Raw genomic sequence first — 22,508 nt, forward strand, 5'->3', positions numbered from 1 at the left:
CTCACCGCGTCAACCGGTTCGGACGCAACGTCCACCGGCCCGGCCCGCCGTAGAGCCGGACGACGTCGAGCGGTCCCACGTCGACCCTCCGGAACGACGACGCCGGAGCATCGAGAGCGCACACCGTTGCCGCTCGCACGACCGCGGGGTGCGTCACCACCCCGACCCGTTCGTAGCCGCCGTCCTGCGTCGCCAGCCAGGTGCCGATCCGGTCGATGAGGTCCTCGACGGACTCGCCGCCGTGCGGTGCCGCCGCCGGCTCGGTCAGCCACATCGTCAGGTCGCTCTCGGGCAGCTCGTCCAACCCCACCCCACACCATCTGCCGTAGTCGAGCTCGCGCAGCGCCGGGTCGATCTCGGCGAGGACGCCGAAGGCATGGACCGTGTCGACCGCGCGTCGCTCCGGTGCACACACCCACCGGTCGACGACCGGCACCGCGACGCGTCCGAGTTCGCGCCGGCCTCGTTCGGAGATCGGTTCGTCGCACGGAAACCGGGCCTGTTCCGTCGCGTGCGTGGAAGCATGTGCGACGAAGAACAATCGGGTCACGGCAGGTACGTCCTCTCCGCTTGACATCGCAGACCGCGCGGTGCGAAGGTGCGTCGGTAAAGATGTGTCGAGGTGTAGGCAATCCGGTGGGAAACCGGAGCGGTCGCGCCACTGTAACCGGAGATGTCGAAATCTCCGGAAGCCAGAAAACTCCCGCGGCACATGACGGAATCGAATGGGACGCGAAATCCCAGGAGGATTGTCATGGCTGTTGTCCACACCCCCGACGAGTCGCTCGGCTCCGCCGCACTCGCAGTCGCTCTCGCCGCAGTGATCGTCGCGGCGTTTCTCGTTCTCTACCTGGTCGGATTCGATCAGGGCGCGATCTCGCGCACCGGCATGTTCATGCACGAGTTGATGCACGACGGCCGGCACCTCCTCGGTCTTCCGTGCCATTGAGAACGGGGACCACGATGCCCGGAACCTATCTCCACCTGCTGCTGCGGGGCCTGCTCGCCGGACTCGTCGCGGGTCTGCTCGCCGGCGGTGTCGCCTTCGTCGTCGGCGAACCCCACATCGAATCGGCGATCGCGCTCGAAGAAGCTGCCGGCGAAGCGCATTCGCACGACCACACTGCGACCACCGGGGAATCCCACGGTCACAGTCACGGCGACGATGCGCTCGTCGGCCGAACCGGTCAGAAGGCCGGACTGTTCCTCGCGACGACCCTCGCGGGTCTCGCGCTCGGCGCCCTCTACGCGTCGGTGCTGCACTTCGCGCGTCGCCTCACCGACATGCCGGGGTGGAAGCTCGGATTGTTCGGAGCGGCCGGAGCGTGGCTCGCCGTCGAGGCCGTCCCGTTCGTGAAGTACCCGGCCAATCCGCCGGCCGTGGGTGATCCCGACACGATCGACCAACGCACCCTGCTGTGGCTCGCCTCGGTCGTTCTCGGACTCGTCGCGATCGCCGTGGCCGTCGCGGTGGCGAAGGCGTTGGCGGCCCAGGATCTGCACACCCTCCGCATCGCCGGACCGACGGTCGCATTCCTCGTCGTGGTGGGCCTCGGATATCTCGCCTTGCCGAGCATCGACGAGGTCGGGGAGGGCTTCCCTGCGTCGTTGCTGTGGGAGTTCCGGGTCGCGTCGTTCACCGTGCAGCTCACCCTGTGGGCGGTGCTCGGTGTGGTCTTCGCGTACCTCACCGAACGCGCGTCCCGTCGCGTGACGATCCCGGCCTGACGACATGGGTTCGGGTCTGCTCGTCGCCGGAACGACCTCGGATGCAGGGAAATCCGTGGTCGTCACCGGGATCTGCCGATCCTTGTCGCGGCGCGGCCTGAAGGTCGCGCCGTTCAAGGCGCAGAACATGTCGAACAATTCGATGGTGACGAGTGAGGGCGCGGAGATCGGGCGCGCCCAGTGGATCCAGGCGGTGGCCGCACACGCGACCCCCGAGGCCGCGATGAACCCGGTGCTGCTCAAGCCGGGCAGCGACCGGCGCAGTCACGTCGTGGTTCTCGGGCAACCCGCCGGAGCCCTCGAGGCAGGTGAGTTCGCCGGTGGAAGACAGCATCTCGCCGACGCGGCGTTCGGCGCCTTCGACGACCTCTGCCGCAGATTCGACGTGGTGGTGTGCGAAGGTGCCGGCAGTGCGGCCGAGATCAATCTGCGCGACCACGACTATGTGAACATGGGGCTGGCGCAACACGGTTCGATGCCGACCGTCGTCGTCGGCGACATCGACCGCGGAGGTGTCTTCGCCTCGATGTACGGGACGCTGGCCCTGCTCGACGCGGCGGATCAGCAGTTGATCCGCGGCTTCGTGATCAACAAGTTCCGCGGCGACGTCTCGCTCCTGAAATCCGGACTCGACTCGCTCGAACGACTCACCGGCCGCCCGGTACTCGGCGTGCTGCCGTGGCAACGCGACCTGTGGCTCGACTCCGAGGATTCGCTCGCCCTCACCTCCCGCCCCGTGCACGACGGTGACGGCGCACTGAGCATCGCCGTCGTGATGCTGCCGCGCGTCAGCAATTTCACCGACGTCGACGCACTGTGCCTCGAACCGGACGTGCGGGTCCGCTTCATCGACGACCCGCGGGCGCTCGCCGGCGCCGATGTGGTGATCGTGCCCGGAACACGCGCGACGCTCGCGGATCTCGCGTGGCTGCGCTCGCGAGGACTCGACACCGCGATCGTCGACCACGCCCGCCGAGGTGGACCGGTCCTCGGTATCTGCGGCGGCTTCCAGATGCTCGGCACGCGCATCGACGACCCGCACGGCGTCGAGGGTGTGTCCGGCGCAAGCGCGCCCGGTCTCGGATTGCTCCCGGTTCGCACCGAGTTCGGACACGAGAAGGTTCTCCGGCTACCCAGGGGGTCGGCGTTGGATGCGGCTGCCTCCGGATACGAGATCCACCACGGGCGTGTCACCGTCGACGGCGGCACCGACTTCCTCGGCGGCACCCGCAAGGGATCGGTGTTCGGCACGATGTGGCACGGAGCTCTCGAAGGGGACCCCCTGCGACGGGCATGGCTGCGCGAGGTCGCTGCGGCGGTGGGTCGCGGGATCCGCACCGGGGAAGTGAGTTTCCCGGCCGCACGCGAGGCCCGCATCGAGGCGCTCGCGGATCTCGTCGACGAACATCTCGACATGGACGCTCTGCTCGCCATGCTCTCCGACGGGCGAACCCTGCCCGTGCTGAGGGGAACCCTGGGGTGACGATCCTGATCCTCGGTGGGACGGGGGAAGCCCGTTCGCTCGCCGCGGCATTGGACGACACGGATATCGCATTCGAATCCTCCCTGGCAGGCCGGGTCCGCAATCCACGCCTGCCCGTCGGCCCGGTGCGCATCGGAGGGTTCGGCGGCGCGGACGGTCTCGCCCGGTACCTGACCGAGCGCGGTATCCGAGCCGTCGTCGACGCGACCCATCCGTTCGCCGCGGGCATCAGCGCGAACGCCGCCGCGGCATGCGCTGCCGCGAACGTGCTGCTCGTGCGCCTGCAACGACCCGGTTGGCAAGACGAGCACGGCCGGTGGACGTGGGTCGACGACCACGACAGCGCCGCGCGCGCTGCCGCGACCGGCCGGAGGATCTTCCTCAGCACCGGACGGCAGACCCTCGACCGCTTTGTCGGGCCACTCGCCGCGCACGACGTGCTCGTCCGCGTCGTCGACCCGTCGGCGATCGAACTGCCACGGAACTGGTCGGTGCTGTTGGGACGCGGCCCCTACACCGTGAGTGGCGAACGGAAGCTGCTGCTCGACAACAGGATCGACACACTCGTCACGAAGGACTCGGGTGGCTCGCTCACCCGCGGCAAACTCGATGCCGCCGACGAACTGGGCGTGCGCGTGATCGTCGTGCGTCGCCCGCCCGCACCCCGCGGTGTCGCCACGGTGGCGTCCGTGGCGGCAGCGCGGGAGTGGGTCCTCCGGGTCGCGGAGGTCAGACCTGCGGACCTTCGGAACGCAGATCGTCGACCTTCTTCATCGCCTCGCGCAGTTCCCGGAGCCATTGCTCCGAGTGCTGCCCCACGAGCCTGACGGTCCACTTCAGTGCGTCCGAACGGGACCGCGCGACACCCGCGTCGACGAGGGTGTCGAGCACCTTCCGTTCGGGTTGGCGCAGTCGAGTCATGACCGGGACGGCGAGGTGGGTGAACAGGTCGGTCCGGTCGCCGACCTTCACGCCCCAGGCCACCTTCCGGCCGTAGCGGGCCTCGGCCTCGTCGGCGATGCGCATCCGATCGGCGCGGGTGGTCTCGCGGAATCGAGCGATACGTCCGTCGATCTCGGTATCGCTCGTGCCGTCGGGTACCCCGAGCGGGCCGACGACGAAGATCTCCTCTCTGTCGATCTCGATGTCGGGCGGGCCGGTGAACCAGTCGTCGGGGAGCCTGCCGGCGAACCACTCGGAGGCATCGCTCGCGTCGGGGACGTCGGCCTGTTGCCAGCCGCCCGGTCGTCCGAATCCGTGAATGTGTGAATGTCGCATGATGTCCTCCTCGGGACGCGACCCGGTGCGTGTCGCACCGATCAACCGTGCGTGTTGCACTGATTACAGTGTTGCACTGCAAGCGTGACGCGCGCCACTGTCGATCGGTGAACGGTGCGATCAGTGACCGTCCCGGGGAGTCAGAACCCCGGAGGTGACGGGAGGAGCGCTACGCAGGGGAGCGGTGGAGAGCACGACGGGTAGCCACACCGCCGTGGACGCCATCACCGCGGCCCAGCACAGATACAGGCCGACGTGCGGTGCGTGAGAGGTGTGGGCGACCATCCCGGCCTGCGACCAGACGGCGAACAGTCCCACCATCGACGCCGCACCCGAACCGAGCATCGCGATCGTCGCGGCACCCCAGCGCCTGCGGAGCAACGCGACGAGCGGTACGAGGATGCCGAACACCACCACGAAGACATCGAAGACACGGAGGGGGAGCGTGGCGGCCTCGGAGTCCCAGCGCAGAAGGGTCGTCAGGGACGTCACCGAAGTGGCCTGGGGAAGCAGCAGACCCACGACCAGCAACGCGACGCACCCGGCCAGGATCCGGACCCGCGAGCGGCCGACGATCACCTCACCGGCGACGCGGTGTTCGATCCGATCGAGATCGTGACGGAATTCCGCCAGGTCGTCCATAGTGCACCCCCGGAGCGCGGCGACGCTTCGGTCCCAGTATGCGACGCGGGTCACATCGGCGTGCGGATTCTGCACTCCGTTTCAGGAAGGCGCGAGCGGGCATGCTCCAGGCGTGAGCCGATACGACGCGTACATCTTCGACGTGCAGGGCACGCTGATGGACTTCTACACCCCGGTCACCCGGGCGGTCGCCGAGGCACTGGGTACCTATGCCGATCCGGCGACCGTGGGCGACCTGGTGCGGGCCTGGAGGAGCGACTACTACGAGCGCATCCTCCGTCTCGATCAGTCGGTGGAGAAGTGGTATCGCGTGCAGGACTCCTACGTCGACGGACTCGGCGACGTGTGCGAGCAGTTCGGGATCGATCTTCCCGAGGACGTGCGCGTCGAGACGGCGCGGGCCTGGCAGCGCCTCGAGGCGTGGCCGGACGTGCGGCCCGGGCTGAAGGAACTCCGTTCGCAGGCGGTGGTGTCGACGCTGTCGAACACGGACATGGCCACGATGATCACGCTCTTCCGCGACCAACAGCTCGAAGCCGACGCCATCCTCACGGCCGAACTGTTCGGTGCCTTCAAGCCCGAGCGGTTCCTGTACGAACGCACCTGCCGCTATCTCGGGGTCGATCCGTCCCGGGCCGCGATGGTCGCGTCGCATCCCTACGATCTGCGGGCCGCACGCAAGGTCGGCCTGAACACCGTCTTCGTGTACCGGCCGCTCGAGAACGGTCGGCTCGAGGACGCGGTCGACGACACCGAGGGCGAGTTCGACCACCGCATCGAGGACCTGCGGGACATGCCGTGACAGGTATCTGTCGGCACTCGCTGGAAGAGTGCCGATCATGGCCGAGAACAAGACCCTGCCCACCGATCGTCCGGTGTCGGAGTTCCTCGACGCCGTCGATCATCCGGTACGCCGCGCCGACGGATGGGCACTGCACGACCTGATGCACGACGTCACCGGGCAGCCGGCGGTGATGTGGGGACCGTCGATGGTCGGTTTCGGCCGGTACCACTACCGATACGCCAGCGGACGCGAAGGCGACGCCCTCGCCGTCGGTTTCTCGCCGCGCAAGACCAACCTCGCGCTGTACGGGTTGACGATCGCGCCCGGTGCCGAAGAGCTCCTCGCGACCCTCGGTCCGCACAAGCGCGGTGCCGCGTGCCTGTACGTCACGAAGCTGTCGGCCGTGGACACCGACGTGCTGTCGGAGCTGGTGCGCATCGGCCACCACCACATGACCACGGTCGAGCACACTCCCTGAGGCGGCCGGACCGACCGGGCTCACCCGTCGCTCGGGTACCGCGTCAGTCGAGCACGAGGTGCCGGGCGGCGATCACCGCGTCCTTCCCGGAGTTCACACCGAGCTTCCGGTACAGCGACCGCAATTGCGTCTTCACCGTGTTCACGCTGACGAATTCGGCCTTCGCGATGGTGCGTGCCGAGCGACCCGCGATCAACCCGTCGAGGACCGCACGTTCGCGCGGCGTCAGTCGCACCACCGGTTTCGACTTCGGATAGGTGGCGGTGTCGAGCGCCGTCGGCTCCGAGGCGGTCGGCAGGGCGACTCCCAGCGAGCCGAGATGACGCGCCATCAACGGCGAGACCATGGTGAACGGTCGCAACAGTCCGGTCTGCTGCGACAGCGCGATCGCCCGGTCGAGGTGAGGACGGGCCTCGCTGTCACGTCCGAGCGCGCACGCGGCAGCGGCGCCGAGCACGGCCAGTTCCATCGCCTGGCGGGGCGTGCAGTTCGGATCGGTTCCGTAGTGGTGCACGAGCGCTTCGCTGCCGGCCGGATCGCCCGTCAGCAGACGCATGCGGGCATGGACGGGTGCGGTGAACAGGTGGGTGGAGTCGGCGACGAGATTCCGCGCCCGGTCGAAATCGCCGAGCGCCAGTTCGAGATCGGCGCGTATCGCGTTCACGAGTACCGCGTTGTACCCGGCGTGGAGTTCCGGGTGCTTCCGGATCTCGGCCTTGATGCGCCGCAGCCCGTCCATCGGAGTATGGGTGAGCAGCGCGAGCGAGCCCTGTGCGTAGAGGGTGAGTGCCCACAGCTCGTTCGGAGCCGTGGACGCTTCGATGTCGACGAGGATGTCGAGCGCGACGTCGGATTCGAGTCGGTCGATCGCGAGCAGTGCCGCCGCGATCTGCTCGGCTGTGTGCGCGAGTCGTGCGTTGTTGCGGTGGTGCCGCCGAGGCGACCGATCGGTGGAGAGCGCCGCGCGTGCCTCCGGCCCTTCTCCGCGCAGGGCATGTATGAGTCCGAGTACGGCAGCGGCGTCCTCGCCGACGGGGGTCCCGGCCCCGGCGGAACGGGCTCGGCGCAGCATGCCCATCGCCTCGTGCGGACGCACCGCGAAGAAGTAGGTCAGGCCGGCCTGGAAGCAGAAAGCGGCGTCGGAGACGACCGTCGTCTCGGGCGTCCCCGACGAGGACACCGCTCTCGACGCGAGGTCGTCGCAGATCGACGCCGCCTCGGCGAACCGTCCCTCCTTCCGCAGGGCGACGACCTGCCCGAGCAGCGCAGCGCTGTCCGAGCCGCGATCGACGGCCCCCGGCACCACGAGGTAGGTCCTCGTCGGTTCGGCCGGCAGGTCGGCCACGGCCCGTCGCAACAACGACCGGCGGACGGCGTCCGGGTACGCCCGGGCCGGGCTCCCGGGCACGGATTCGACCAGGCCGAGGGACTCGAGGGTGGTGACGAAGGTCGGGGCGTCCACACCCGACTCTGCGAGGGACGCGCAGGTCAGCGAGTCGGTCATCGCTGACATCAGAACCGGTCGCAGCAGGTGTGCGAGGAGCGGTTCGTTCTTGATCGTCCGTGCTGTCACCGAGTCGATCACCGCGTCCACGATGCGGTCGAGGTGCTCGAGCTCCGTCGCTCCGGGGATCGGTGCGGAGGACAGGGCTGTGGGGAGACGGCCGATCACGGCCGGTAGCCCTCCGGTGCGGTGAACGATCCGCTCCACGACCCACCGCTCCTGCGGAACACCGGCATCACGCAGGTAGGCAGCTGTTTCGTCGACGGTGAAGGCGAGGTCGTCGGAGGTGAGGATCCTCGTGTCGGAGGGCATGTCCGCACCGACGGAACTCGCGGTGCGGGTCGCGACGACGATGCGCAGGGTCGGTTCGTCGGCGAGCAGAGTGCCGATGCCCTCGGCGACGTCCTCGTCGAGTCGCGTGCCGTCGAGGACGAGGGTGACGGCTGTGTCCGCGGTCGACAGGGCGGTGCGGAGGGCGTCGAATCCCCGGCTCGTGCGCGAGGCTTCGGTGTCGATGCAACGGCGTACGGAATCGAATATCCGGGTCCAATAACGGTCGGCGGCAGAATTCGCCGTGGACGGACCGACGTACGCAATGACGCGACGGGGTTCGGGATCGGTCATGAGCCATGTCCGCAGAAGTGTCGTCTTCCCCGAGAAGCGGTGACCGCGAAGGATCACCAGACGTGGGGCATCGGACAATTCCGAGAACAGGCGACCGCGACAGTAAGGAAAAATCTCGACACCTCCACGTCGGCTTCCCCCTGCTCAACGGCTGTGTATTTCCTTTTTCGATTTACGAATCGTCCGAACAGTAACCGGAGTTACCTTTTTCGGCCGAACGAACGTGGATTCACCCCGAAATTTCACCCTCGGACGGGAATTGTCCACAAGAGAGGGGAAATGCCGAGCAGATTATCGACGAGGTACGAGCGCGACAGCCACCGCCGCCACCACGGCTCCGATTCCGATCTTCGAGGCGAGTCGGGCGGTCCGCCCGATATCTTCCGGGGCCGGCACGGGTCCGTCGCCGAGCGTGCCGCGATCCTCGACCACACCGTGATAGACGTTCGTGCCGCCGAGCCGGACCCCGAGAGCACCGGCGAACGCCGCTTCGACCGGACCGGCATTCGGACTCGGATGCTGACGGGCGTCCCGGCGCCACGCCCGGACCGCGCCCCGGCCGTCCTCACCGAGTGCGACAGCCAGCACGGCGGTGAGGCGAGCGGGGACGAGATTGAGCAGGTCGTCGAACCGGGCCGAAGCCCAGCCGAACCGTTCGAGCCGCGGGGTGCGGTGCCCGACGCGCGCGTCGAGGGTGTTCGCGGCGCGGTAGCCGAGCAGACCGGCGGGGCCGAGGATCGCACCCCACCACAGCGGCGCGACGACGGCGTCGGAGGTGTTCTCGGCGACCGACTCGATCGTGGCGCGGGCGATCCCGTTCTCGTCGAGCCGAGACGGGTCACGGCCCACCAGGTGGGTCACCTGCCGCCGCGCCGCGGCGAGATCACCGTCGCGGAGTTGGGCGTCGATCGTCCGGGCCTCGAATCCGAGGGAGCGGCCGCCGAGCACGGTCCATGTGGTCAGCGCCGTGACCGCGATGGACAGTACCGGGCGACGGCGGGTCGCGCGGTCGGCGACGTATCCCAGCGCTCCGGCAGAGCCGACCAGCAGTGAGGTGAACACCACCCCGGCGGCGCGGTGGTCGGCATACAACCGGCCCTCGGCGGCGCGCGCCAACTTCCCGAAGCCGCTCACGGGATGCCACCGCTGCGGGTCGCCGACGAGTTGGTCGGCGGCGTAGCCGAGCGCCAGTCCGAGTGCCCTGTGCTTCACAGGATCGTTCTCCACGCCTCGACGAGTGCCGCCGTGGTCGCCGCGTCGCGCACCGCGATCCGCACCCAGTCGTCACCGAGACCGGGAAAGGTGTCGCCGCGACGCAGTGCGAAGCCCTTCTCCTGCAATCTCTCCCGCGTTCCTTCGGGAACGGACGCCAGCACGAACGGGGCCGTCGCGGGGGAGACCAGGCGGATCCCGAGTCCGGTGAGGGCGTCGACGAGAACCGCCCTGTCGGTGGCGATCTTCCGCGCGATCACGTCGGTCTCGCATACTGCGCGACCGGATGCACACGCGATCATCGCGGCCGCTGCGGGAGTGGACACCGACCAGGGCGGTTGCTGCGCGGCGAGATCCACGAGCACTGCGGCGTCGCCGACCACGTATCCGGCTCGTAGGCCCGGGATCGCCCACGTCTTGGTGAGCGACCGCAGCACCACCAGTCCCGGGACGAATCGTCCCGTCAACGATTCGGTTTCGCCGGCAACGGCGTCCATGAACGCCTCGTCGACCACGACCACCCGTCCCGGCCGGGTCAGCGCCAGGAGCGTGTCGGCCGGGTGCAGGACCGAGGTGGGATTCGTCGGATTGCCGACGATCACCAGGTCGGCATCCTCCGGGACCGTACCCGGATCGAGGACGAACCCGTCGTCGCGGCGCAACACGACCCGCGTGACGCGATGCCCGGCGGCCAGCAGTGCCGCCTCGGGTTCGGTGAACTGCGGATGCACCACCACCGGCTTCCGCCACGCTCGGGCCCTGGCGACCAGCGTGAACGCTTCTGCGCCCCCGGACGTCGGGAGGACCTCGTCGTTGCTGCGGCCGTGACGATCGGCGAGGGTGGCGCGTGCATCGCTCGGGTCGGGATACCGGGCGAGATCGTCCAGCGAGGCACGCAGGGCGTCGTCGAGCCATGCCGGTCGCGGTCGACGAGAGACGTTGACGGCGAGGTCGACCAGCCCTTCGGTCGCGTCACGGTCGCCGTGATGATGCAGATCGGGTTCGTGTGTTCGACGACGTGCCGGTGCCGAGGTGGGTTCGGGTGCGGGTTCCGCCGCCCGCGCGGCGTCCGCGAACCGTCGTGCGAGATCGGGATGTCCGGCCCAGTGCGTGTGCAGGTACGACGCATGCACCGTCGCGGTGGCGACGCCGTCCGGCCGGCCGTCGAGCAGCCACGCGGGAGAGGCGCCGGGGTCGATCGCGGTGCGGTGGAATTCGTGACCGGTGACGCGGGTGCCGGCGGGAGCGAGCAGGGTGTCCTGCGGTGCGATCGCGGTGCGGTAGCCGAGGGTCAGGCGCGAGGTCATCCGTGCCGACGTGTCGAGGGCGCCGACCATCTCGTGTCCGTCGACCTCGCGCCCCAGATAGAGCAGACCGGCGCACTCGGCGACGGTTGGAACTCCCGCCGCGATCGCGGCGCGCAGGTGCGTGCGCAGGGGGAGGTTCGCGGCGAGGTCGGCGGCGTGCACCTCGGGGAACCCGCCGCCGAGGTAGATACCTGCGGTGCCGGCGGGTAGTCGTTCGTCGCGCAGGGGATCGAAGGTCACCGGTCGGCATCCGTGTGCGCGCAGGAGTTCCTCGGTCTCGGTGTAGCGGAAGGTGAAGGCACGGCCTCCGGCGACAGCGATCACCGGACCGTCCTCGGTGGACGTGCCCGGTGACCACGGCGTCGCCGGCAGGTCGGGTGCTGCCGAGGCGATACCGAGGATGTCGGCGAGGTCGATGCGTTCGGCGATCTGCGCGGCAAGCCGATCCACCTGCGCGGTCGCCTCGTCGCGTTCCTCGGCGGGCACCAGGCCGAGATGGCGCGACGGAACGGTGATGCCGTCGTCGCGACCGAGCACGCCGATCACCGGGATGCCGGTCGGTTCGAGTGCGCGGATCACCTCGTCCGAATGTCGCTGCGATCCGGCCTTGTTCAGGATCACGCCGGCGATCCGCGTGCCGCGGTCGTAGGACGCCATGCCGTGCACGATCGCCGCGATCGACCGGGAGGCGTGCGAGACGTCGACGACGAGGATCACCGGTGCGGACAGCAGGGCCGCGGTGTGGGCGGTGGACGCGTACCCGTCGGTGCCGATCATCCCGTCGTACAACCCCATGACACCTTCGATCACGGCGATGTCCGCACCGGCGGCGCCGTGCAGGAAGAGGGGAGCGACGAGGTCCTCGCCGACGAGATGCGGGTCGAGGTTGCGGCCGGGTCGGCCGGTGGCGAGCGAGTGGTAGCCGGGATCGATGTAGTCGGGACCGATCTTGTGGCCCGACACGACGTGCCCGGCGCGGCGCAGTGCCGCCATGAGACCCGTGGCGACGGTGGTCTTCCCGTGCCCGGATGCCGGTGCGGCGACGACTACACGTGGAACTCTCACCACTCGATCCCTCGCTGGCCCTTCTGACCCGCATCCATCGGATGCTTGACCTTCGTCATCTCCGTCACCAGGTCGGCGACCTCGACGAGCTTCGGGTGCGCCCGCCGCCCCGTGATCATGACGTGCTGGCGTCCCGGCCGAGAGGTCAGCGTATCGACGACCTCGTCGATGTCGACCCATCCCCACGCGATCGGATAGGTGAACTCGTCCAGCACGTACAGGCCGTGCTCCTCCGCGGCGAGGCGTCGCTGGATCTCGCGCCATCCGGCGAGGGCGTCGGCAGCGTGGTCCTCCTCGGTGCCCTCCTTGCGCGACCACGACCATCCGGATCCCATCTTGTGCCACTCGATGGGTCCGCCGGTGCCGCGCTCGTCGTGCAGGTCGGCGAGGGTCTCGAAGGCGGTCTGCTCGCCGAGGCGCCACTTGGCGGACTTGACGAACTGGAAGACGGCGACCGACCAGCCCTGGTTCCAGCCCCGCAGCGCGAGACCGAATGCGGCCGTGGACTTACCTTTTCCGTCACCGGTGTTGACCATCAGCAGCGGCCGGTTGCGGCGCTGGCGGGTCGTGAGACCGTCGTCGGGTACGACGGTGGGCTGTCCCTTCGGCATCAGGCGGCCCTCTCCCGAACGATACCGGCGAGGGCGTCGGCATCGACCTCACCGACGGGCACGTAGTCGGCGCCGAGGCGTTCGGCGAGACGGGCCGCGAGACCCATCCGGAACCGTCCCGTCTCGGAATCCACCACCACCGAGGAGATTCCCTGTGCAGCAATGACGTCTGCGGCGTCGAGCGAACGCTGCACAGCGTCCCGCCCGGCGGTGGCACGACCGTCGGTGACCACGACGAGCAGGGCACGCCGACGTGGATCCCGGAGCGAATGGCGTCGAACGGTCTCGGCCGCTTCGATCAGACCTTCGGCCAGCGGGGTCCGCCCACCGGCGGGGAGTTCTCGTAGTCGTGCGGCAGCCACGTCCACCGAATTCGTCGGCGGGAGTGCGAGGGTCGCGCCCGTGCCGCGGAAGGTCACGAGGCCGACGATGTCGCGACGGCGGTAGGCGTCGAGCAGCAGCGACAGAACAGCGGTCTTGACCTGCACCATCCGGTTGCGTGCGGCCATCGACCCGGAGGCGTCGACACAGAACAGGACGAGATTGGTCTCGCGGCCTTCGATGATCTTGCGGCGCAGCTGCAGACCCTGATCGGTGAGGACGGTCGCGCGGATCGTGGCGGGAAGGTGAACCGGACCGGAATCGCCGCGGCGACTGCCCACTGTGCGGCCGATCGTGGTGACCGCCCGCGACCGACGGCCGGCCGCCCCGCGCCCGACCCGATCGACGGAGAACACCCTGGCACGAAACGGATCCGATGCCGACGCCAGGCTGGTGGACAACCTGTCGCCCGAGCCGGAGGACGTCTCCGCTGCCGAGTCGTCGGGTGCGCTCTCGCCGCCACCGGGATCGTCGTCGGGGCCGGGATCGGGGTCGTCTCCGCCGAGCAGGTCGTCGAGCAGGTCGTCGCTGCTGGTGGGGGCGTCGAACGGGTTGCGCCGCCGACGGTGCGGAAGCGCGAGCCGGGCCGCTGCCGCGATGTCCTCGCGTGTCACCTCGAGGCGGCCGTGCCAGGCGGCGTGCGCGATCGCTGTGCGGGCGGTGACCAGGTCGGCGCGCATGCCGTCCACGTCGAACGCCGCACACACCTCGGCGATCGAGACCAGTGCGTCGTCGCTCAGCACGACCTGCGGGACGAGTTCGCGTGCGGAGACGACGCGGCGCGACCACTCGGCATCCCGATCCGCCCATCGCGCGGTGAAACCGGCCGGATCGGCGTCGAAGGCCATCCGCCGCCGCACGATCTCGGCGCGCATGTGCGGGTCTCGGGGCGCGGCCACATCCACGGCGAGTCCGAAGCGGTCGAGCAACTGCGGGCGAAGCTCACCCTCCTCGGGATTCATCGTTCCGACCAGGACGAATCGGGAGGCGTGCTCGACGGAGACCCCATCGCGTTCGACGGTCGAGCGACCCATCGCCGCGGCGTCGAGCAGCAGGTCGACCAGGTGGTCGTGCAGGAGATTGACCTCGTCGACGTACAGCACACCGCGGTGGGCCAGGGCCAGAAGACCGGGTTCGTATTCGGCCGTGCGGTCGGCCAGTGCCTTGCCGAGGTGCAACGCTCCGGTGACGCGATCCTCCGCCGCGCCGACGGGCAGTTCCACCAGTCGCACCGGCCGGACATGCGAGCCCGTAGCGGCCGGATGGGGGCCGTCCGGGCAGGACGGATCGGGGGTGTCCGGATCGCACGAGAACCGGCACTCGTCCACGACGGTGATCTGCGGCAACAGCGCGGCGTGGGCACGCACGGTCGTCGATTTCGCGGTGCCCTTCTCGCCGCGCACGAGCACACCGCCGATCGACGGCGACACCGCACACAGGGTCAGGGCCAGCGCGAGGTCGTCGGAACCGACCACCGCGCCGAACGGATACACATGCACTTCGACCTCCACAGGCTCCCGCTGGGATGTTCTTCGCGGCAAGCTGTTCGAAGGCCGGTATTCGGACTTCCCGGTCGGACGCCGTGCGATCGCCTTCCCGGACCGGACGGTCCAGTGGCTGCGCGGATGCGCATGATCGACGACTCCCGGGTCACCGCAGCGGGCCTGTGCCGGATTCTCACCGGCTTCCCGATTATCCCCGTGAGGGGCACCTTCGATTGCCTTGCCGCGGCCGAGTCTAGGCCATGGCGCGTGGGCTATGGTTCACCGCCATGGGACCGATGCGACAGACGACAGGCATCACCGTTGTCGGAATCGGGGCGGACGGATGGGCGGGCGTGCCGTCAGCCGTCCGGGAACGGATACTCACAGCCGAGGTCCTGCTGGGCGGCCGGCGCCACCTCGACCTGGTGCCCGCCTGCGCAGCGGTGCGCGAAGAGTGGCCGTCGCCGCTCCTGTCCGGACTCGACGACCTCTTCGACCGGCACGCCGGCAAGGACGTCGTCGCGCTCGCATCCGGTGATCCGCTGGTCTCCGGGATCGGTACCACACTGATCCGGCGTCTCGGAGGCGACGCCGTGGAGGTGATCCCGGCGGTCTCGTCGGTGGCGCTGGCCCGCGCACGCATGGGCTGGTCCGCGGAGGAGTGCGAGACGGTCACCGTCGTGGGTCGCGAGATCGATGCCCTGCGCAGAGTTCTGACGCGCGGACGCAAACTCGTCGTCCTCGTCGACGGTGCACGTGTCGCGGATGTTGCGACGCTCCTGGTGGCCGCCGGTTTCGGGAACTCACGGGTTGCGGTGTTGTCGCATCTCGGTGCTGCGGACGAGTCCCGGATCGATGCGAAGGCGGCCCATCTGACCGATACGGGCGTCCGGTCTCTGAGTCTGATGTGCGTCGAGGTCGACGGACCGGCAGGACTGTCGACTGTGCCCGGTCTCGACGACTCCCTGTTCGAGCACGACGGACAGCTCAGCAAGCGGACCGTGCGTGTCGCGGCGGTGGGCGCACTCGCGCCGCGACCGGGAGAGTTGCTGTGGGACGTCGGTGCGGGAGCCGGGTCCGTCGGAATCGAATGGGCGCGAACCGATCCGCGCTGTCGTACTCTCGCGATCGAGAAGGACGAGAGGCGCGCCGGCGCGATCGAGCGCAATGCCGCCGCTCTGGGAGTGCCGTCGACCGTGCGCGTCGTCCGTGGTGCCGCTCCCGCCGCGCTCGACGGACTCCCGGTGCCCGACGCGATCTTCGTCGGCGGGGGAGGAAGTCGTGAGGGTGTGCTCGACACGTGTTGGGACGCATTGCCTCCCGGCGGTCGGCTCGTCGCGCACGCGGTGACGCTGGAGACCGAGGCCGTCCTCGTGCAGTGGTGGAAGACGCACGGCGGTGAACTCACCCGTCTGTCCGTCGAACACGCAGATCCCATAGGAACATTCACCGGCTGGCGTGCGCAGCGACCGGTCGTGCAGTGGAGCGCAGTGAAAGGCGAACGATGACCGTCCATTTCGTCGGATCCGGACCCGGAGCGGCCGACCTGCTCACGCTGCGAGCGGTGAACCTGCTGCGCGAGGTCCCGGTCGTGCTGTACGCCGGTACCTATCTCGATGCCGAGACCCTCTCGCACTGCCGTGACGACGCCGAACTGATCGACACGCAGCACCTGGACCTCGACGGGATCACCGCGCATCTCGTCGACGCGCACCGGCGCGGGCTCGACGCCGTGCGATTGTGCTCCGGCGACCCGTCGCTGTACTCGGCGCTCACCGAGCAGACGCGACGACTCGACGCCGCAGGCGTGCCGTGGGATGTCACGCCCGGTGTGCCCGCCTACGCCGCGGCGGCCGCGGCACTCGGTACCGAGTTGACCGTCCCCGAACTCGTACAGACGGTCGTGCTCACCCGCACCCAAGCCCGATCGACGGCGATGCCCGACACCGAGGCCTTGGCGCGGGTCGCGGGGATCCGGGCGAGTCTCGTCCTGCACCTGGCGATCACCCGCATCCGCGTCCTCGCCGAAGAACTCGTCGAGGAGTACGGCGCCGACTGCCCCGTCGCGGTGGTCGCGTTCGCGTCGCGGCCGAACCAGGTCGTGCTGCGCGGCACCCTCGCCGACATCGCGGACGGTGTCGAGGCGGCCGGCCTGAAGCACACCGCGGTCATCGTCGTCGGACAGGCTCTCGGCGTGCGTGAACGGCCGGATATCGCCTGCTCGCACCTCTACGACCCCGCTCGCGAGCGCCTCGGTCTCGGATAGTTCCCTCCTTGCGTGCCGAACCGGGGTTTGCCCAGGTTGCAGCAGCGGCGAACCCCGGTTCACCGCGCGAACCTGTTGACAATCCGGGGGTGAACACCGTTCACTCGATCATTGGGTGAACGGTGTTCACCCCGCAGGGGGGGCAACGGAGATGGGGACATGGGACGAACGACATCGGCGTCGAGCACGACGGTCACGACGCTGCTGAGCCTGGCGGGTCTCGTCGCGGCTCTGCAGACCACGCTGGTCATTCCGCTGCTCCCGGACTTCCCGGAGATCCTCGACGTCTCGGCCGGCGCCGCGACCTGGCTGGTCACCATCACGTTGCTGACCGGAGCGGTGGCGACCCCCATCGTCTCCCGGTCGGCCGACATGTTCGGCAAGCGCCGGATGATGGTGCTGTCGCTGGCGATGATGGTCGTGGGGTCGTTGATCGCCGCGCTCGGCGGGAGCTACATCGCCGTCCTCGTCGGCCGCGCGCTGCAGGGCTTCTCCTCGGCACTCATCCCGGTCGCCATGGCCGTGCTGCGCGACCTGCTGCCCCGCGAGAAGGTCGCGAGCGCGGTGGCGCTGACCAGTGCCACGATGGGCATCGGTGGCGCACTGGGTCTACCGGCAGCGGGCGTTCTCTACGACACCCTGGGGTGGGCCTCGGTCTTCTACGTCTCGGCGGCTGCCGGTGTGCTCCTGCTGGTCGGCATCCTCGTCACGGTCCCGGCGGGCGCCTCGGGTACCCGGGGCCGCTTCGACCTCGTCGGCGCAGTGCTGTTGTCGCTCGCTCTGGTGGCGCTGCTGCTCGGGATCTCGAAGGGACCGGTCTGGGGCTGGTCGAGTCCGCAGACCCTCGTGAGCCTCGGGGCGGCCGCCGTCGTTCTCGCGATCTGGGTCCCGTACGAACTGCGCGTTCCCGTCCCGATGGTGGATCTGCGGGTCTCGTCCCGTCGCCCTGTTCTGCTCACCAACATCGCCGGGCTCTTCGTCGGCTTCGCGGCGTATGCGAACACCCTCTCCACGACGCAGCAACTGCAACTTCCGGAGATCACCGGTTTCGGATTCGGTCTCAGTGCGGCGACCGCGGGTCTGTGCATGGTTCCGGGTGGACTCACCATGCTTGTCGTCTCTCCGCTGTCGGCGCGCATGACCGCACGATTCGGCGGCCGCACCACTCTGTTGGCCGCAGGACTGCTCATGACCGTGGCCTACGGATTCCGCATGGTCTTCGACGACACCGTCGCACTCATCGTCATCGGGAGCGTCCTCGTCAGCATCGGTAACGCGATGGCCTTCGCGACCATGCCGGCGTTGATCATGGGTGCCGTCCCGCTCTCGGAGACCGCAGCGGCCAACGGACTCAACAGCCTGCTGAGGACGATCGGATCGTCGAGCATGAGCGCGGTGGTCGCGGCACTGGTCGCCGGGCTCACCATGGAAGTCGCCGGGACGGTCTTCCCGGCCCACAGCGCCTTCGTGGCGATGTTCGGGATCGCCGGCGTCGCGACGTTCTCCGCTGGCCTGGCAGCCATGTTCCTTCCGAGGCAGCGACCGTCGACGACGAGCGTTGCGGACGCATCCGTGGAGGCGAAGGCGTAGGTGACCGAGCGAACCACCCGCGACGTCATCCTCGACGCCGCACGACCGCTGTTCGCCGAGCGCGGATTCAACGGCACCACGATCAGGGACGTCGCCGAAGCAGCCGGTGTCTCACCGGCTCTCGTGATGAAACTGACCGGCAGCAAGGCCGAGCTCTTCCAGGCGGCAGCTCCGGACTCGCCCGGACTCGCCGAAGCCACGCGTCACGACGAGCCGGTCGGGTACCGGATGGTGCGTGCGGTCGTCGAGCGACGAGATACGGACGACTACGACTTCTGGGCGATGGCACCCTTCCTGATCCGTGAGGCAGCGGATCCGGCTGTGGCCCGCGCACGGACGAACGAGCGGGTCGTCGCCCGCATCGCGGCACTGATCGGGGACGAATCGGCAGGGCTGGTGCGCTCGCAGATCGTCGTCACCCTCCTGCTGGGACTGGCGGGCAGCCTGAGGACGTTCGAGTTGCTGCCGCGCGACGAGATGCCCAGCGAGTCGCTGATCGAGACCTACGGCCGGCTCGTCCAGTCGGTCGTCGACGATCCCGCACTCTGACCGTCCACCGACCGTTTCGTCCACACCGCGCCGGTCGGTGTCACGGAGGTGCCCGCAGCGCCGACGATGAGCAGGCACTTCATGTCGATGTTCGCCGGATCCAGTTTCTCGAGTGTCGTGACCTCGAGCGACTCACCGGGCCGTCCCACATCGCGCCCGATCACGACGACGGTGTCGGCCGGACGATGCTTCAGCAGTACCGTTCTCGCATCCGCGACCTGCGTGGTCCGAGACCGGGACGCCGGGTTGTAGATGCCCAGGACGAGATCGGCCTCCGACACCGCAGCCAACCGCTTCTCGATCACGTCCCACGGCTTGAGTCGATCCGACAGGCTCATCACCGCGAAGTCGCCGCCGATCGGGGCGCCGGCACGCGCCGCGACGGCCTGCACCGCGGAGACACCCGGCAGGACGCGGATCGGCACCGACGCGTAGGCATCGTCCTGCGCGGCCTCGAACACCGCCGACGCCATGCCGAACACCCCGGCGTCACCACCGGAGACCACCGCGACCTTCTCACCCGCCAAGGCGAGGTCGAGAGCGAATCGCGCACGGTCGACCTCGACGGTGTTACCACTCGAATGACGGTGCAGGCCGGGACGTACCGGGACGCGGTCGACATACGGTCCGTATCCGACGACGTGATCGACCTTCGCGAGTGCGTCGGCGGCCTCGGCGGTCAGCCACTTCTCGTCCGCGGGACCCAACCCGACGACGAACAGTTCGTTCGCCTCCGGATGTGTCACCTCGGCCGCTACGGAGGGCCGTGATCGGTCGGCGACGGCGCGATTCCTCGGCGAGCGGTCACCGGCCGTGAGGATCACCGAGAAGTACGGCACCGCGTCGGCGTCGACCTCGGTGACCGGCAGGATGCGTTGCCGATCCATCGACGCGCGTTCGACATAGACGGCGTCGTCGAGGCGACCGGACTGGGCGAGAGCTTCCCGGACGGCGGGAAACGTCCTGCCCAGCTTCATGATCGCCGCGCCGTCGGTGTCGGCGAGTCGCCGTGCGAGTTCCGGGGCGGGCAACGTGCCGGGCAGGATGGTGAGGACATCGGTGCGGCGCACCATCGGTTCGGCGGCCGCAGCAGATGCGGCGGACACCGACGTCACCCCCGGCACCACTTCCGTCGGGTATCGCGGAGCGAGGCGGTCGTGCAGGTACATGTACGAGCCGTAGAACAGAGGGTCGCCTTCGCAGAGCACGACGACGGTGCGTCCCGCGTCGAGGTGGACGGCCAGCCGGGCGGCGGACTCGTCGTAGAAATCGGCGATCGCACCGTCGTAGCCGCCCGGGTGATCGGTGGTGCCCGTCGTCACCGGGTACACGAGCAGTTCCTCGATCACCCCGTCCGGGATCAGGTCGGCGGCGATCGACCGGGCGATGGAGCGGCCGTGCGTGCCGGAATAGTAGGCGAGCACGTCGGCCTCGGCGATCAGCCGCGCGGCCTTGCGTGTGATGAGTTCGGGATCACCGGGACCGAGGCCCACGCCGTAGAACCTGCCTGGCATCGTGTCGCTCATTCCTTCTCCTGGGCAAGTGCATTGATCGCGGACGACGCCATCGCCGACCCGCCGCGGCGCCCCCGCACCACCAGATGGGGGATCTGCAGCGGATGGTCGAGCAGCGCCTCCTTCGACTCCGCGGCGCCGATGAACCCGACGGGAACACCGACGATCGCGGCCGGTCGCGGGGCGCCGTCGTCGAGCATCTCGAGCAGGTGGAACAGGGCCGTCGGGGCATTGCCGATCGCGACGACGGAGCCTTCGAGGCGGTCGGCCCACAACGACACCGCCGCTGCGGAGCGGGTCGTGCCCCACCGCTCGGCGAGTTCGGGGACACGTGGGTCGGCGAGCAGGCACACCACGTCGTTGCCCGCGGGCAGGCGCGTACGGGTGACCCCGGAGGCCACCATGTTCGCGTCGGTGAGGATCGGAGCACCTGCGTTCAGGGCAGTGCGGGCGGACGGAACAAGATCGGAGTGGATCACGAGATCTCGTGCCAGATCGGTCTGCCCGCTTGCATGGATCATCCGGACCGCGACCTTCTCCGCACTCGCAGGAATCGCGGACAGCTCCGACTCGGCGCGGATCGTCGCGAACGACCGGACGTAGATCTCGGCGCCGTCGGTGACGTAGTCGTACCGACGCGGGGGAGGTCGAAGGGTCACGGGGTGCTCCTGGCGAGAACGAGGCGGTGAGGCGAGTGCGGTGCGCCGCAGGCGCGTTCGCATCCGGCGACGTGAATTCGGGAATCGGTGGTATCTCCGGCGACGATCCGGCGAGCCAGCGCTCGGGTGTCACCTCCGGCGAGGCTACACCCGGGCGCTCCTGTGCATGCGGTCACCCGCTGCCACGGTGAATCGGGGATCGTCTCGAAGCCGGTCTCGCGCAGCGCGACGAGATTCGATCCGGACGGAAGTATCAGGCCGCGCCAGGGCGTGACGACCACACCGCTATCGGGCAATGCAGCGACCATGGTGGGGGTGAGAATCCCCAGCGGCACCATCACCGACACCGCGTCGCCGATCGTGCCGTACGGCATGGTGAAGGCCGGTGGCCGCGGAGCGGAAACGGTACCGCCGAGTTCCGCTCCCGCACGCGGAAGTTGACGCACGTGCCATACCGACTCGCGAATCTCGACGAAGCGGCGGGCCCGGCACAGGAGCGTCTCCGGGACCTGCGTGAGCCGTACCGTAGGGCCGGCGAGTCCACCCACCACGATCCGCGCGGTCCCGTCGTCGAGCGCGACGGCGGTGAGATCGCACCGCAGCGCCGCGACGTCGCCACGGCCGTCGTCGAGGCCGAACAGGAACCGGCCGGGCAGATCGGCGAGGACCGGATCGGCGCACAGTCCGGCGTCGAGTTCGCGGACGAGAGGCCGGACGTCGGTGAGTCCACCGGCGAGTCCCGACAGCGGCGAGGCGACGATGTTCCGCACCCGTTCGTGGCTCGCCGACGGCAGCAGTCCGGCCGCCGTGACGACTTCGGCCAGTCCGGCGGGGACGGCACCGCACTCGTCGAGTCCGATGCCTCTGAGCTGCAGGTTTCCCCGTGACGTCAGGTGCACGTCGCCATCGGCGTAGGCGATGGCCGCGTCCGACAGTGCTCGGAGCGCCCCGTCGGGTACCTGCCCTCCGGGCACGCGAAGCCGCACCAGCGCGCCGTCCGCCGCGACATGCGGGCGAAGGATTCCGGGGCACCGATCGGGAGGGCGAGAAGGTGGCAGAGCATCCACGGACGCACATGGTTGCACACCTTTCCGGACAGGTGCGCTACTCTCGGTTTGCCGTGGTGCTCGGGAAGCCGGTGGGAAACCGGCGCGGCCCTCGCCACTGTGAGCGGATAGTTGCTCGCCCTCGTCCGTACCGGTCCGCCGGTTCGGAGGCCACTGGAGGAATCCGGGAAGGTCGGTGGAGCAGCGACGACCCGTCAGCCAGGAGACCGGCCACGGCACGTGAGGTCCACGAGGGTTTTGGAGACTGAACATGGCTGTACGCCTGTGTTTTCGGGTTGCGTC

Annotated in this window: 21 protein-coding genes and 3 riboswitches; of the genes, 10 read left to right on the top strand and 11 right to left on the bottom strand. The window is 69.1% G+C overall.

All coding sequences use genetic code 11. The features are described 5' to 3' along the window. Position 1: 1 nt before the first annotated feature. Entirely contained in the window at positions 2–550 is a 549-nt protein-coding gene (locus ACPCXD_RS04105) for a histidine phosphatase family protein (RefSeq protein ID WP_145692345.1), read from the bottom strand. Positions 551–603: 53 nt separating this feature from the next. Then, positions 604–722, top strand: a riboswitch (cobalamin riboswitch). Between the two features lie 32 nt (positions 723–754). Between ACPCXD_RS04105 and ACPCXD_RS04110 the strand changes: the two genes are divergently transcribed. Genes ACPCXD_RS04110 through ACPCXD_RS04125 form a run of 4 tightly spaced genes read left to right on the top strand, consistent with a single transcriptional unit; the run spans position 755 to position 4,038 of the window. Then, the gene (locus ACPCXD_RS04110; protein ID WP_006552982.1) at positions 755–949 is read left to right on the top strand and encodes a CbtB domain-containing protein; all 195 of its coding nucleotides are present in this window, start codon (positions 755–757) and stop codon (positions 947–949) included. A 14-nt stretch (positions 950–963) separates the two neighbouring features. Next, on the top strand, positions 964–1,728 hold the full coding sequence (locus ACPCXD_RS04115) for a CbtA family protein (protein WP_145692346.1): 765 nt from the start codon (positions 964–966) through the stop codon (positions 1,726–1,728). A 4-nt stretch (positions 1,729–1,732) separates the two neighbouring features. Beyond that, positions 1,733–3,211 carry a cobyric acid synthase gene (locus ACPCXD_RS04120; protein WP_145692347.1) on the top strand — a complete coding sequence of 493 codons (1,479 nt, stop codon included), beginning with the start codon at positions 1,733–1,735 and terminating at the stop codon, positions 3,209–3,211. Beyond that, entirely contained in the window at positions 3,208–4,038 is an 831-nt protein-coding gene (locus ACPCXD_RS04125; protein ID WP_423658530.1) for a cobalt-precorrin-6A reductase, read from the top strand. The genes ACPCXD_RS04120 and ACPCXD_RS04125 overlap by 4 nt, the downstream gene beginning before the upstream one ends. Here the strand turns inward: ACPCXD_RS04125 and abmR are convergent. Together abmR and ACPCXD_RS04135 are read right to left on the bottom strand one after the other, a co-directional pair. Continuing rightward, positions 3,941–4,489: an ATP-binding transcription factor AbmR gene (gene abmR, locus ACPCXD_RS04130; protein WP_059384660.1), complete on the bottom strand. Its 549-nt coding sequence runs from the start codon at positions 4,487–4,489 to the stop codon at positions 3,941–3,943. The two genes, ACPCXD_RS04125 and abmR, sit on opposite strands and share 98 nt — an antisense overlap. Before the next feature lie 120 nt (positions 4,490–4,609). Beyond that, positions 4,610–5,131, bottom strand: a complete 522-nt coding sequence (locus tag ACPCXD_RS04135) for an Rv2732c family membrane protein (RefSeq protein ID WP_423658532.1) — start codon at positions 5,129–5,131, stop codon at positions 4,610–4,612. Positions 5,132–5,243: 112 nt separating this feature from the next. On the opposite strand from ACPCXD_RS04135, the gene ACPCXD_RS04140 reads away from it, so the two are divergent. Together ACPCXD_RS04140 and ACPCXD_RS04145 are read left to right on the top strand one after the other, a co-directional pair. Further along, positions 5,244–5,933, top strand: a complete 690-nt coding sequence (locus ACPCXD_RS04140) for a haloacid dehalogenase type II (RefSeq protein WP_423658534.1) — start codon at positions 5,244–5,246, stop codon at positions 5,931–5,933. Between the two features lie 37 nt (positions 5,934–5,970). Further along, entirely contained in the window at positions 5,971–6,393 is a 423-nt protein-coding gene (locus ACPCXD_RS04145) for a DUF1801 domain-containing protein (protein WP_423658536.1), read from the top strand. 43 nt (positions 6,394–6,436) lie between these two features. Here ACPCXD_RS04145 and ACPCXD_RS04150 read toward each other — a convergent pair whose 3' ends face one another. From ACPCXD_RS04150 to ACPCXD_RS04170, 5 genes are all read right to left on the bottom strand, one after another. Further along, positions 6,437–8,521 (bottom strand): LuxR C-terminal-related transcriptional regulator, encoded by a 2,085-nt coding sequence (locus ACPCXD_RS04150; protein WP_423658538.1) that lies wholly within the window; start codon positions 8,519–8,521, stop codon positions 6,437–6,439. 291 nt (positions 8,522–8,812) lie between these two features. Continuing rightward, positions 8,813–9,733 (bottom strand): cobalamin biosynthesis protein, encoded by a 921-nt coding sequence (locus ACPCXD_RS04155; protein WP_423658539.1) that lies wholly within the window; start codon positions 9,731–9,733, stop codon positions 8,813–8,815. Continuing rightward, complete coding sequence (gene cobBC / locus ACPCXD_RS04160) at positions 9,730–12,105, bottom strand: bifunctional hydrogenobyrinic acid a,c-diamide synthase/histidinol phosphate aminotransferase CobBC (RefSeq protein WP_423658541.1); 2,376 nt, start codon at positions 12,103–12,105, stop codon at positions 9,730–9,732. The genes ACPCXD_RS04155 and cobBC overlap by 4 nt, the downstream gene beginning before the upstream one ends. Then, a complete protein-coding gene (gene cobO, locus ACPCXD_RS04165) occupies positions 12,102–12,716 on the bottom strand; it encodes a cob(I)yrinic acid a,c-diamide adenosyltransferase (protein ID WP_059384580.1) in 615 nt (204 codons plus the stop codon). Before cobO ends, cobBC begins: the two co-directional genes overlap by 4 nt. Beyond that, positions 12,716–14,596, bottom strand: coding sequence for a VWA domain-containing protein (locus ACPCXD_RS04170; protein WP_186455209.1), 1,881 nt, complete (start codon positions 14,594–14,596; stop codon positions 12,716–12,718). Before ACPCXD_RS04170 ends, cobO begins: the two co-directional genes overlap by 1 nt. A gap of 35 nt (positions 14,597–14,631) precedes the next feature. Beyond that, positions 14,632–14,827, bottom strand: a riboswitch (cobalamin riboswitch). Between the two features lie 41 nt (positions 14,828–14,868). Between ACPCXD_RS04170 and cbiE the strand changes: the two genes are divergently transcribed. From cbiE to ACPCXD_RS04190, 4 genes are all read left to right on the top strand, one after another. Continuing rightward, entirely contained in the window at positions 14,869–16,089 is a 1,221-nt protein-coding gene (gene cbiE / locus ACPCXD_RS04175) for a precorrin-6y C5,15-methyltransferase (decarboxylating) subunit CbiE (RefSeq protein WP_423658543.1), read from the top strand. Beyond that, on the top strand, positions 16,086–16,847 hold the full coding sequence (locus tag ACPCXD_RS04180) for an SAM-dependent methyltransferase (protein ID WP_160876809.1): 762 nt from the start codon (positions 16,086–16,088) through the stop codon (positions 16,845–16,847). The genes cbiE and ACPCXD_RS04180 overlap by 4 nt, the downstream gene beginning before the upstream one ends. A gap of 159 nt (positions 16,848–17,006) precedes the next feature. Continuing rightward, positions 17,007–18,437 carry an MFS transporter gene (locus ACPCXD_RS04185; RefSeq protein WP_160876807.1) on the top strand — a complete coding sequence of 477 codons (1,431 nt, stop codon included), beginning with the start codon at positions 17,007–17,009 and terminating at the stop codon, positions 18,435–18,437. Then, positions 18,438–18,986 (top strand): TetR/AcrR family transcriptional regulator, encoded by a 549-nt coding sequence (locus ACPCXD_RS04190; RefSeq protein WP_160876805.1) that lies wholly within the window; start codon positions 18,438–18,440, stop codon positions 18,984–18,986. On the opposite strand, the gene ACPCXD_RS04195 is transcribed toward ACPCXD_RS04190, so the two are convergent. Genes ACPCXD_RS04195 through ACPCXD_RS04205 form a run of 3 tightly spaced genes read right to left on the bottom strand, consistent with a single transcriptional unit; the run spans position 18,941 to position 22,145 of the window. Next, positions 18,941–20,512: a precorrin-2 C(20)-methyltransferase gene (locus ACPCXD_RS04195; RefSeq protein ID WP_088899551.1), complete on the bottom strand. Its 1,572-nt coding sequence runs from the start codon at positions 20,510–20,512 to the stop codon at positions 18,941–18,943. The genes ACPCXD_RS04190 and ACPCXD_RS04195 overlap by 46 nt on opposite strands. Beyond that, positions 20,509–21,159 carry a precorrin-8X methylmutase gene (locus ACPCXD_RS04200; RefSeq protein ID WP_016691521.1) on the bottom strand — a complete coding sequence of 217 codons (651 nt, stop codon included), beginning with the start codon at positions 21,157–21,159 and terminating at the stop codon, positions 20,509–20,511. Before ACPCXD_RS04200 ends, ACPCXD_RS04195 begins: the two co-directional genes overlap by 4 nt. Next, positions 21,156–22,145: a ferredoxin-like domain-containing protein gene (locus tag ACPCXD_RS04205; RefSeq protein WP_337201365.1), complete on the bottom strand. Its 990-nt coding sequence runs from the start codon at positions 22,143–22,145 to the stop codon at positions 21,156–21,158. The genes ACPCXD_RS04200 and ACPCXD_RS04205 overlap by 4 nt, the downstream gene beginning before the upstream one ends. Before the next feature lie 118 nt (positions 22,146–22,263). Then, positions 22,264–22,455: riboswitch (cobalamin riboswitch) on the top strand. Positions 22,456–22,508: the final 53 nt, after the last annotated feature.

The organism is Rhodococcus sp. AB351 (assembly GCF_049538275.1).
GTDB lineage: Bacteria > Actinomycetota > Actinomycetes > Mycobacteriales > Mycobacteriaceae > Rhodococcus.